At 74.8% G+C, this 10,599-nt stretch carries 11 protein-coding genes and 1 pseudogene; 8 read left to right on the top strand and 4 right to left on the bottom strand.

The window, feature by feature from the left end:
• The 3 genes from AB0K37_RS36880 to AB0K37_RS36870 form a co-directional block, all read left to right on the top strand.
• Nucleotides 1-476, top strand: a 476-nt coding sequence (locus tag AB0K37_RS36880) for an AraC family transcriptional regulator (protein WP_363989378.1), incomplete at its 5' end; no start/stop codon positions are given.
• Between the two features lie 15 nt (nt 477-491).
• Nucleotides 492-1,490 carry an ADP-ribosylglycohydrolase family protein gene (locus tag AB0K37_RS36875; protein ID WP_363989375.1) on the top strand — a complete coding sequence of 333 codons (999 nt, stop codon included), beginning with the start codon at nt 492-494 and terminating at the stop codon, nt 1,488-1,490.
• An 86-nt stretch (nt 1,491-1,576) separates the two neighbouring features.
• Complete coding sequence (locus tag AB0K37_RS36870; protein ID WP_363989373.1) at nt 1,577-2,374, top strand: alpha/beta hydrolase; 798 nt, start codon at nt 1,577-1,579, stop codon at nt 2,372-2,374.
• Here AB0K37_RS36870 and AB0K37_RS36865 read toward each other — a convergent pair.
• Complete coding sequence (locus AB0K37_RS36865; protein WP_363989370.1) at nt 2,371-2,790, bottom strand: TIGR03668 family PPOX class F420-dependent oxidoreductase; 420 nt, start codon at nt 2,788-2,790, stop codon at nt 2,371-2,373. The two genes, AB0K37_RS36870 and AB0K37_RS36865, sit on opposite strands and share 4 nt — an antisense overlap.
• A gap of 115 nt (nt 2,791-2,905) precedes the next feature.
• Here AB0K37_RS36865 and AB0K37_RS36860 point away from each other — a divergent pair, with 115 nt between their 5' ends.
• Complete coding sequence (locus tag AB0K37_RS36860) at nt 2,906-3,979, top strand: hypothetical protein (RefSeq protein ID WP_363989367.1); 1,074 nt, start codon at nt 2,906-2,908, stop codon at nt 3,977-3,979.
• On the opposite strand, the gene AB0K37_RS36855 is transcribed toward AB0K37_RS36860, so the two are convergent.
• The gene (locus AB0K37_RS36855) at nt 3,936-4,739 is read right to left on the bottom strand and encodes an enoyl-CoA hydratase (RefSeq protein ID WP_185025464.1); all 804 of its coding nucleotides are present in this window, start codon (nt 4,737-4,739) and stop codon (nt 3,936-3,938) included. The genes AB0K37_RS36860 and AB0K37_RS36855 overlap by 44 nt on opposite strands.
• A 35-nt stretch (nt 4,740-4,774) precedes the next feature.
• The gene (locus AB0K37_RS36850) at nt 4,775-5,434 is read right to left on the bottom strand and encodes a class II aldolase/adducin family protein (RefSeq protein ID WP_363989364.1); all 660 of its coding nucleotides are present in this window, start codon (nt 5,432-5,434) and stop codon (nt 4,775-4,777) included.
• 71 nt (nt 5,435-5,505) lie between these two features.
• Between AB0K37_RS36850 and AB0K37_RS36845 the strand changes: the two genes are divergently transcribed.
• On the top strand, nt 5,506-6,423 hold the full coding sequence (locus tag AB0K37_RS36845; protein WP_363989361.1) for a carbohydrate kinase family protein: 918 nt from the start codon (nt 5,506-5,508) through the stop codon (nt 6,421-6,423).
• Between the two features lie 57 nt (nt 6,424-6,480).
• On the opposite strand, the gene AB0K37_RS36840 is transcribed toward AB0K37_RS36845, so the two are convergent.
• The gene (locus tag AB0K37_RS36840; protein WP_363989359.1) at nt 6,481-7,122 is read right to left on the bottom strand and encodes an ACT domain-containing protein; all 642 of its coding nucleotides are present in this window, start codon (nt 7,120-7,122) and stop codon (nt 6,481-6,483) included.
• A 194-nt stretch (nt 7,123-7,316) separates the two neighbouring features.
• Here AB0K37_RS36840 and grpE point away from each other — a divergent pair, with 194 nt between their 5' ends.
• The 3 genes and pseudogenes from grpE to AB0K37_RS36825 all read left to right on the top strand — a co-directional run.
• Nucleotides 7,317-7,970 carry a nucleotide exchange factor GrpE gene (grpE, locus tag AB0K37_RS36835; protein ID WP_363989356.1) on the top strand — a complete coding sequence of 218 codons (654 nt, stop codon included), beginning with the start codon at nt 7,317-7,319 and terminating at the stop codon, nt 7,968-7,970.
• 5 nt (nt 7,971-7,975) lie between these two features.
• Nucleotides 7,976-9,559, top strand: a complete 1,584-nt coding sequence (locus AB0K37_RS36830; protein WP_363989353.1) for an Hsp70 family protein — start codon at nt 7,976-7,978, stop codon at nt 9,557-9,559.
• Between the two features lie 28 nt (nt 9,560-9,587).
• A pseudogene (locus AB0K37_RS36825) lies at nt 9,588-10,599 on the top strand (hypothetical protein); the annotation flags it as partial.

Here is a 10,599-nt window from a genome sequence, read left to right as displayed (position 1 = left end):
GCGCGGGGTCCGGCACGACGGGCGCCGGGGCCCTGCGCGGGCTGCACGCGGCGCTGCTCGGCGGCGCGCCGGCCCTGCGGCGCGACGAGCTGCTGACCGCGGCCGTCGGGACGCTGGTCGACCGGGCCGCCACGCGGCGGCTGCGGGCGGCGCCCGCCGGCGGCTTCGTGGAGCGGGCGCGGCGGCGCCTTGAGGAGTGCTACACCGACGACATCGGCGCCGACGCGCTGGCGGAGGCGGCGGGGTGCAGCCGGTTCGTGCTGTACCGGGGGTTCCGGCGGGAGTACGGGATGGCGCCGAGCGACTACCAGCGCCAGCTCCGCCTGCGCGCCGCGCGCCGCCTGCTCGCCCGGGGCGGCGCGATCGGGGACGTGGCGGCCCGCACCGGTTTCGCCGACCAGAGCCATCTGACGCGCTGGTTCGTCCGCTGCTACGGCATGACCCCCGGCGGCTACCGCGATGCTTGTACGGGTTAGGGAAGAATGCCGCCCATGAGAAGGGCGAGCGGGGCGATGTTCGGGCTGGCGTACGGGGACGCGCTGGGCGCGCCGACCGAGTTCCTCACGATGAAGCAGATCCACCGGCGGTTCGGCGAGCACGGCCCCGCGCGGCTCGACGGCGACCCGGCGCTCGTCACCGACGACACCCAGATGGCGATCGCGGTCGGGCTCGGACTGCTGGACGCCCTGGCGAACCCTCCCTTCACCCCGGATCTGATCACGCCGATGTGGCGGCGGCGCTTCGTCGACTGGCTGAACAGCCCCGACAACAACCGCGCGCCCGGGAACACCTGCCTGCGCGCGTGCGAGAACCTTGCCGCCGGGAAGCCCTGGGTGGAGGCCACCGTGGCGGGCTCCAAGGGGTGCGGCGCCAACATGCGCGTCGCGCCGGTCGGCCTCGCCCCGGGGCTGTCGGACGAGACGCGGGCCGGGGCGTCGCAGCTCCAGGCGGCCCTCACCCACGGGCATCCGACCGGGCTCGCGGCGAGCGAGCTGACGGCGTTCGCCGTCCGGTGGCTGGCCGACGGCATGGCCCCGTCCGACCTGCCCGCCGCGCTGCGGGCCCGCTGCCGCGACCAGCGGGGCGTCTACCACGAGCGCTGGCTCGGCACCCTGTGGCGGCAGCCGGGCACCGACACCCCGGAGGCGTTCATCGCCCGGGGCTGGGACGAGTGCCTGGACGTCCTCGACCGCCTGGACGAGGCCGTCGCGCGCGGGGACCGGACGTCCGACCCGTGCGGGGCCACGGGCGCGGGCTGGGTCGCCGAGGAGGCGCTCGCCACCGGCCTGCTGTGCTTCCTGCTGTTCCCGGACGATCCGGTCGGGGCGATCCGGCGCGGCGCGGCCAGTTCGGGCGACTCCGACTCGATCGCGTGCCTGGCCGGCGCGTTCGCGGGCGCGCACCTCGGCATGGGCGCCTGGCCGGGCGAGTGGTCCGCCCGCATCGAGTACGCCGCCGACCTCGCGAGGCTCGGCGAGGCCTGGGACTGATCCCGCGAGAGCACCGCTCTTGACTCCCGGTCGCCCTGTGGCTAATATCCTTAGCTATAGAGCTACAGCGATTCAAGGAGTGCGCGATGAGCGAGACCCGGTTCCTCGACCTTCCCGGCGGCCGGCTGGCCTATGACGACAGCGGCGACGGCCCGCTCATCGTGTGCCTCCCCTCGATGCTCGACCTGCGGTCGCAGTTCCGCTTCCTCCGGCCGCTGCTCCTGGACGCCGGGTACCGCGTCGTGACCGTCGACCAGCGCGGGATGGGCGAGACCAGCGCGCACTGGCCCGAGTACGGGAGCACGCCGCTGGCCCACGACCTGCTGGCCCTGCTCAAGCACCTGGACGCGGGCCCGGCGCTGGTCTACGGCTGCTCCAACGGCGCGGCCGCCGCGGTGTGGGTCGCGGCCGAGGCGCCCGAACTCGTGAAGGGACTCGTCCTGGCGGCGCCGTTCGTCCGGGACGGCAAGGGCGGGTTCGCGCAGAAGCTGACCACCGCGCTCATGCGGGTCCCCGGCCTGGCCGTGCCGCTCTACATGTCCTACTACCCGAAGTGGGAGCCGAAGCCCCCGGCCGACTTCGCCGAGCACAAGGCCAAGCTGAAGGCGAACTTCAAGGAGCCGGGCCGCGGCAAGGTCATCGCCGACTACCTGAGCATGTCCCACGCCGAGTCCGAGGCGCGGCTCGACCGGGTGCAGGCGCCCACGCTCGTCATCATGGGCACGGGCGACATCGACTGGCCCGACCCTGCCGCCGAGGCCGAGTGGGTCGGCCGGAGGCTGAACGGCGAGGTCGTCCTGCTGGACGGCGCCGGCCACCACCCGCACGTGGAGTTCCCCGAGAAGATCGCCGAGGCCGTCACGGCCTTCCAGCGCTCCCTCTAGGACGCCGACCAGCCCGTCCAGGCCTCGATGGTGACGGCTATGACCGGCCCCTCCGGCGGACGCTCGCGGTACTGGGGGTAGCGGTCCGCCAGGAGCCGGACGGGACCGGCCATGCGGGCGGGGTCGTCGACGACGGCCGCGTGGCCGTCCACGCGGACCCACCACAGGCGGTCCCAGTCGTCCTCGTAGTGGTCGGCCAGGAGCGCGACGCGGGGATTGGCCCGGATGTCGGCGAGGCGCCGCAGCTCCCGGGTGCTCTTGGGCTTGTGGTCGACGGCCGTGTAGATGGCGCCCCGGTGGACGGCGAACGTCACGGGGACGAGGTGCGGCCGGGCGTCCTCCCCCACGGTCGCGAGGCGCGCGACCGGCACGGTGGTCAGCAGGCGGCGCGCCTCGTCCGGCGCAAGCTTCGGCACCCCCTCAGACTGCCATGCCGCACCTATGCCGGCTCCATGCCGCTCCCCCGCGCGGGGTAGGGCGTTCGCCCCCTGGCGGGAGGCGCGAGGGGACGGGCGCGGAGAGGCTCGTCCCATGGAATCGGTGGGGAGGCTGTGGCCGCGCTGGGCGGGGTACGCGGCCGGGGCGTGGTCGGTGGGCGCGGTGGGGGTGGCCCTGTACTGGGCGAGCGGCGGGGAGACCGGATCTCCGCTGGCGGACGCCGGGGCGGCGGCCTGGGTGATCGCCGCCTTTCTCGGCGTCGGCGGGATCATGGCCGTGTCGAGCGTCCGCGACGTCGGGCGGCAGATGCCGCGGTGGTGGCCGCTCACCGGACTCTGGACGGCGTGCGTGCTGGCGGGGGCCGGAACGTTCGGCTTCGTGATGAACGCGCTGCAACTCGTCTTCGACGGGACGGTCGACGACTGGCCGAGGTTCGCCGTCGAGTTCCTGTGCGCGGTGGGCGCGGCCCTTCTCGCGGGGACGGCCCTGGCCTACCAGCGCGGCACGGCGGGAAGGTGCGCGCGGTGCGGCCGGGCGCACACCGGGACGGAGACCGTGAAGGCTCCGCCGCCCGTGTCCGCCGCGCCGCGCGCGGTGCGGTGGGCCGCCTACGGCGGGGCTCTCGGGTTCGCGCCTTACGTCGCCATGAAGACGACGTGGGCGCTCGGGGGCTCCTTCGCGGGGATCGAGGGCGAGCAGGTCGTCGCCGAGTTCGAGCGCAACGGCGCGTCCGGGCTGGTCCTGACGCTGGAAAGGTACGGGCTGGACTTCACCACCCTGTCGGCGCTCGCCGGGGTCTTCCTGCTCATGGGGCTCACGCACGCGTGGGGGCAGGTCTTCCCGCGCTGGGCCCCGCCGCTGGCCGGGCGCAGGGTGCCGCGCTGGCTGCCGCTCGCCCCGGCCTGGCTCGGCGCCCTGACGCTCGGCCCCTACGGGGTCGTCGGGACCGTCGCGTACCTGCTGCCGCCCGTCCTCGGGCTGCGCGACCTCCCTCACGACGGGCTCATCAGCGGCTGGTCCGGCTGGACGGTCGCTGCGTGCGGGATCGGCGCGTTCGCCGCCTACGGCGTGGCGCTGGGCGCGGCCGCGTGGTCGTACCAGCGGCGGACCCGGCCGCTGTGCGTCAGTCCTGGAAGTCCGGGGGGCGGTGCTCCCTCCGCGCCTTGATCGCCTCTTCGAAGTTGTGGGTGGTGAGGCGGACGTACAGCTGGGCGAGTCCCTCCTGGCCCATGTGGGCGTCCAGGCTGGCGGCGTCCAGGCTCGACCACAGCATCCGCTTCGTCAGCTCGGTGCCGGGGCGGCTGAACCCGGCGATCCGCTCGGCCAGCTCGTAGCAGGCGTCGAGGAGCTTGTCGCCCGGGACGACGCGGGACAGCAGGCCGATCCGCTCGGCCTCGGCGGCCTCCACGTCGCGCCCGGACAGCATCAGCTCGAACGCCCGGGACGCGCCGATCGCGCGCGGCAGCAGGTAGCTGAGGCCGAGCTCGCTCGCGGTCAGCCCGTTGTTGATCCCGGCCGCGCGGAACAGGGCCGTCTCCGCGCCCAGCCTGATGTCGGCGGCGAGCGACAGGCACAGGCCGCCGCCGATCGCCGGGCCGTTGACCGCCGCGATGACCGGCTGGTGGACGCGCCGCATCGCCCGGACCACGTCGTCCAGCAGCTCCATCGAGCGCAGCGCGATGGTCGGGAGCGTCAGCCCGTCGATGCCCGGGATGCTCCCCGGGTTCTCCAGGTCGGCCCCCGAGCAGAACCCCCGGCCGGCGCCGGTGATGACGACGACGCGGGTCCCGTTGTCGCGGCTGACCTCCTCCAGGGCCTCCCGGAAGGGCACCATCACGTCGAACGCCATCGCGTTCATCCGCTCGGGCCTGTTGAGGGTGATGAGGGTGACGTTCGGGCGCGGCTTGTCGACCAGGACGAAGGGCAAGGCGGGCCTCCCAGAGTGACCTAACAAGCGTTAGGTTACACGCGGGGGAAGTCGGGCGGCGCGAGGCCCCGCTCGACCACCTTCGCCAGCTCCTCCTCCGTCAGGACGCGCGGCTCCCCGATCGCCTTCGCGCGGACGTACACCCCGCACAGCCACTCCAGGAGGCGCGCGTTCTCGTACGCCTCCTCCAGGTCGCGGCCGATCGTGACGCCCCCGTGGTTGGCCATCAGCGCGGCGCGCTTGCCGCCCGCCATGGCCGTCCGGACGTTCTCGGCGAGTTCGGGCGTCCCGTAGGTGGCGTACTCGGCGACCTTCACCACGCCGCCGAGCAGGAGCGTGTTGTAGTGGATCGGCGGCAGCTCGGTCATGGTCGTCGCCACCACGGCGCCATAGGTGGAGTGCGTGTGCACGACGGCCGCGGCCGGGCGGCCCTCAAGGCGGGTCGCCTCGTAGAGCGCGAGGTGCATGGGGGTCTCGGACGACGGCGCCTTGTCCCCCTCGACCCATCGGCCCGCGATGTCCACGACCGGGCAGTCGGCCGGCTCCATCCGGTCGAGCATCATCCCGCCCGGCGTGACCGCGACCAGGTCGCCGGACCGGACGCTGACGTTGCCGGACGCGCCCGTCACCAGCCCGGTCCCGGCCAGCCGCCGGCCGACTTCGCACAACGCGTCCCGCTCGTCCCTCAGCAACATGCGAATACCTCTCACATTCCGTGGCCTGCACCGCGTACGCTACGGCCCAGACGATCACTAAGGGGCCGGACATGACCGTCGTCACTCTCGGCGCGCACATCCTGGACGTGCTCGCCCGCCCGGTGGAGGGCATCCCGGACGGCCAGGGAACCGTCGTCGTCGAGCGGATCCGGGTGACCGCGGCGGGCGCCGCCGCCGGGACCGCCGTCGCCCTGGCCCGCCTCGGCAACGAGGTCGTCTCGGTCGGCGCGATCGGCGACGACGACCTCGGCGACCTGCTGGTCACGATCATGGCGCGCGAGGGCGTGGACGTGCGCGGGCTCGTCCGGCGGACGGCCGAGCAGACCAGCGCGTCGATCCTGCCGATCCGGCCGGACGGCGGGCGCCCGAGCTTCCACGTCCCCGGCGCGAACCTGACCCTCGCCCCGGACGCGGTCGGGCCGGGCCTGCTGGAGGCGGCGAGCGCGGTGCACCTCGGCGGCCCCGACGTCACGTTCGGCCTCAACGACCCGGCCTTCTTCGCCGTGCTCGACGCCGCACGCGAGGCCGGCGCCGTCGTGACGATGGACCTGCTGTCCGCCATGCCCGACCTGCTGGACGGCGCCGCCGCCTTCCTCCCCCACGTCGACCACTTCCTGCCGAACGAGGAGCAGGCGGCCCTCATGACCGGCGAGGACGACCCGGAGAAGGCCGCCGCCGCGCTGCTCGCGCGGGGGCCCCGCACGGTCGTCGTCACGCTCGGCGGGGAGGGCAGCCTCGTCGCCACCGCCGAGGGCGCGCACCGGCTTCCGGCGCTGCCCGTCGAGGTCGTCGACACGACCGGCTGCGGCGACGCCTACTGCGCCGGGTTCATCACCGGCCTGACGCACGGGAAGGACGTGCTGGAGGCCGCGCGCTGGGGCACCGCCGCGGCGGCCACCGTCGCCCAGGGGCTCGGCTCCGACGCCGGCCTCACCGATCTGGACGCGGTCCTCGCCCTGCTGGACTGACCCCGCTTGACTGACCTCGCCCTGCGGGCCGGCACAGGGCCGGAACGACGCGGGCGCTCAGAGCGGGGACGCGCCGCGGGCCCGGTGCAGGACGGCATTCGCGGCCCCGGCGAGCTGCTCCAGCCGGTACACCTCCGTCCGGTGGAACGGCGGCGCGCCCGTCCGGGCGACCACCAGCGCGACCCCGCCCGCCGCGAGCGGGCAGACCGCGAAGCGCGTGCCGTCCGGCGCCGTGAACGCCCGCGGCCGCAGCGGCCGCAACTCCGGCAGGACCGCGCCCGGCTCGCCGCCCGCGCTGGCGTGCACGAGGACCGCCTCGTCCTCCCCCTTCAGCTCGGCGAGGCCCGCCCAGTCGGCGCTCAGGACGGCCGGGACGGCGTCGGCGAGGATCTCCAGCCCGCGCTCCGGGACGGCCGCGACCTGGCCGATCACGGCCGCGTCGGGATAGGCGCCCTGCGGCTCGGCCGTCGGCCAGATCCCGACGACCTCCACCCCCGGCACCGAGCCGAGGCCTTCGGTCAGCCGCTCGGAGTCGGCCCCCGCGGGCCACGCGACGGTGAAGTCGTCCATCGCCCGCCCGTTGTCGCGTTCCAGCACCGTCATCTGGACCACGTCCGCGCCCGCCGCGCCGAGGGTCCGCGCGACCTGCCCCAGCGAACCGGGGCGGTCCGGCAGGCGCACCCTTATCCGCAGCAACATCGCCACCTCCAGTCTCCGTGCGAGGTCCCCAGCTTCGGCGACACCCGTTTCCCCTGTGTTACCCAGACGTGTCATCCCAAGAAAACGGCACGGAAAGTCGGTGCTGGAACGGCGGGCACGGGTCAAACTAGAGTCCGGTGGAGGTCATCGGTTGGCCTGACGTCTCCTGCCGTCCAGCATTAAGGTGACTCTACGTGTCGAGGGACGGGGAACCCCCAGTCAGCGAAGCCTCCGGTGCCGGGCCCGAGCCGGCGCGCGCCGGCGACGCCGGGGACGCCGGCGGGGACGACGTGGGCGCGGTGCTGCACGCCGAGGTGAGGGACGCCCTCGCCGGGCTCGCCGCCCGCCTCGACCGCGAGCGCGAGCGCGCGGAGCACCGCGAGGCCGTCATCGACCGGCTCCACGAGGAGAACCAGCGGCTGCGGCGCGGGGAGCTGCAGGCGATGCTGGAGCCCGTCCGCGCGGCGCTGTACCGGCTGCACGACCAGGCGCGCCGCGAGGCCGACCGGCTCCGCGCCCCCGATCTCACCGAGGCGCCCGACCCCCGGCGCACGGCGGTGCTGCTGGCCGCGGTGGCCGACGACGTCGCCGACGCTCTCGCGCGGCTCGGCGTCGAGCGGTTCACCGTCGAGCCGGGCGCCCCCTACGACGCGTCCCGGCACCGCCCGGTCGCGGTCACGCAGGTCGAGGACCCCGTGGCGGACGGCACCGTCACGGCCGTGCAGTCCGACGGGTTCGAGCAGAGCGGAAAGGTGCTGCGCAAGGCGGCGGTCAGCGTCGGCAGGCTCGCCGAGCCGGCCCCCGCCGGCGAGGCGGCGCACAACGGACAGACGACGAACAGCGGGTGAGGGACATGGCCGTCTACGGGATCGACCTGGGAACGACGTACTCCTGCATTGCCTCCATCGACGACGTGGGCCGGCCCGCGGTCCAGCGGAACCTGGAGGGCACCGACACCACGCCGTCCGTCGTGTTCTTCGAGAGCGGCGAGAACGTCGTCGTCGGCCAGACCGCGAAGGACACCGCGGTCCTGGAGCCCGACAACGTCGTCAGCCTGATCAAGCGGGACATGGGCCGCGACGTCACGCGCCCCATCCACGGGATCGACTTCACGCCCGAGGAGGTGTCGGCGTTCATCCTGCTGAAGCTGGCGACGGACGCGCGCACCACGACGGGCGAGGAGACGCGCGACGTGGTCATCACCGTCCCGGCCTACTTCGGCGTGGCCGAGCGCGACGCGACCCGCAAGGCGGGCCGCATCGCGGGGCTGAACGTCATCGACATCGTGTCCGAGCCGATCGCCGCCGCGATCACCTACGGCGTCCTCAACCCCGAGACCGACCGCACGATCCTGGTGTACGACCTCGGCGGCGGGACGTTCGACACCACGGTCATCGCGCTGCGCGGGGGCCACATCGAGGTGGTGTGCACCGACGGCGACCACGAGCTCGGCGGCGCCGACTGGGACGCCCGGCTCGTGGAGCACCTGGCCGAGCGGTTCCGCGCCGAGCACCCCGACGCCGGCGACCCGCTGGACGACCGGCAGACCGAGCAGCAGCTGCGCCGCGACGCCGAGGACGCCAAGAAGGCCCTCACCACCCGCACGTCCCACACCGTCCGGGTGATGCACGCCGGGCGGGTCGCCTCGGTCGAGGTGACGCGGGAGAAGCTGGAGGAGCTGACCAAGGACCTCCTCGACCGCACCGTGGAGATCACCGGCCGGACGCTGGCCACCGCCGCCGAGAAGGGCGTCGAGGACTACGACGACCTCGTCCTCGTCGGCGGCTCCACGAAGATGCCGGTCGTCGCGGCGCGGCTGCAGACCGAGCTCGGCCTCACCCCCCGCCTCCAGGACCCCGACCTCGCGGTCGCCAAGGGCGCCGCCCTGTACGCCTTCGAGGAGACCTACCGGCGCCTCGTCCGGGAGGGCGCCGCCGAGCGCGCCGAGGAGATGGCGAACCGGGCGGGCCTGTCGGCCGAGCAGCAGCGGCAGATCGCCGGGCGGCGGATCAGGACGGTCGCCTCGCACGCCTTCGGGATCGTGGTCGTCGACCGGGACACCGGCGCCGAGAGCGTCGCGCACCTCGTGCACGCCAACGACGAGCTGCCCGCCGCCAGGACCGAGGACTTCTTCACCGTCTACGACGACCAGACCTCCGCCGACGTCCGGGTGATGGAGCAGGCCGGCGTGGTGGAGTCCGCCGACCTGATCGACAACACCGAGATCGCGACCGGGGAGATCCGCGTCCCGCCGGGCAAGAAGTCGGGCTGGCCGATCGGGGTGACGTTCGAGCTCGACTCCTCCGGCCTGCTGAACGTCACGGCCGTGGAGAAGGAGACCGGGGAGCGGCTGGAGCTGAAGGTGGACGTCGGCGGCATGTCGGAGGAGGAGGTCGAGCGCTCCCGCAAGGCCCTCTCCCGGGTCCAGGTCAGCTGAGCGGGCCGCGGATCCCCTGGAGGCGCCCGTGGCGTTCGACGAGGACTACCGGCGGGAGGTGCTGGAACCCGCGCGGGCCGCGGGCGACCGGCCCCCCGAGGACCTGCGCGTCCGGTACGCGCTCGACGGACCGTCCTCCAGCCCCCACCCACCGCCGTTCAACGGACGAGCTCCGCTCGACGGGCTGGACGCGGCGGCCGTCGCGGCGCGGGTCCGGCAGGTCCGGCAGTGCTGGCGGCGGGCCCGCGGGCAGCTGAAGTACCGCAAGCTCATCGACCGGCTGGAGGCCGAGCACCGCGAGCTGGCGCCGCTGTTCTCCGCCGCCGAGCGCGGCGACACGCGCCCGCTGGAGGCGCGGCTGCGCGGCGGCCGCGAGCTCGCCGAGCGCCGCCTCGGCGAGGCCCGCGCCCGCCTCGCCGACGCGGCCGGGGCGCTGCGGATGGCCACGCCCGCCGAGGTCGAGGCCATCGCCCGCACCTCCGGGGTGCGGAGCGAGGAACTGGCGGGGCCGGCCGCCGCCGACGGCATCGAGATCCGCGAGCCCGACGCGCTGCCGTCCGCCGCGCCCTATCCCGCCTACCGCAAGGTGCGCGAGTCGCTGGACGTCCTCGGCAGGCGCCACCTGGCCGACTTCCTCTTCGGCGCCCGCCTCACCGGCCCGATGCGCCTTCTGGACGGCTTCGCCGTGCCGGGCGGCGGCCTGCGCCCGGACGGGGACGCGGTCGCGGCGGCCGGAGCCGAGTGGGCGCGCCGCAGCCGCGACACCACCACCACGCACGCCGACACCGTGCTGGCCGCGCTCCGCTCGGGCGCCGACCTGCCCGGGCTGCTGCTGTTCGACATCGCCGACCGGCTCCGCGAGCGGCTGCGGCAGCGGGCGTCCGAGCGCGCCCTGCTCCGGTACGCCGCCGAGGAGCTGGGCGTCGAGCAGGGCGACGCCCGCCGCCTGGTGTTCGCCGTCGTGCGCGAGACCGACCGGGGCGGCGGCCTCGCGGGGCGGCTCCGGGCGCTGCTCGGCCCGTGCCGCGGCGATGCCGACG

Source organism: Actinomadura sp. NPDC049753, assembly GCF_040674655.1.
Lineage (GTDB): Bacteria > Actinomycetota > Actinomycetes > Streptosporangiales > Streptosporangiaceae > Spirillospora > Spirillospora verrucosospora.
This window is presented reverse-complemented; position numbering and strand designations above follow the sequence as displayed.

Bases quoted from the DNA above. Each gene is read 5' to 3' on its own strand.
- AB0K37_RS36870 (WP_363989373.1), top strand. From the start codon at position 1,577: ATGAGCGAGACCCGGTTCCTCGACCTTCCCGGCGGCCGGCTGGCCTAT.
- AB0K37_RS36850 (WP_363989364.1), bottom strand. From the start codon at position 5,434: ATGTTGCTGAGGGACGAGCGGGACGCGTTGTGCGAAGTCGGCCGGCGG.
- AB0K37_RS36840 (WP_363989359.1), bottom strand. From the start codon at position 7,122: ATGTTGCTGCGGATAAGGGTGCGCCTGCCGGACCGCCCCGGTTCGCTG.
- AB0K37_RS36875 (WP_363989375.1), top strand. From the start codon at position 492: ATGAGAAGGGCGAGCGGGGCGATGTTCGGGCTGGCGTACGGGGACGCG.
- AB0K37_RS36860 (WP_363989367.1), top strand. From the start codon at position 2,906: ATGGAATCGGTGGGGAGGCTGTGGCCGCGCTGGGCGGGGTACGCGGCC.
- AB0K37_RS36845 (WP_363989361.1), top strand. From the start codon at position 5,506: ATGACCGTCGTCACTCTCGGCGCGCACATCCTGGACGTGCTCGCCCGC.
- AB0K37_RS36830 (WP_363989353.1), top strand. From the start codon at position 7,976: ATGGCCGTCTACGGGATCGACCTGGGAACGACGTACTCCTGCATTGCC.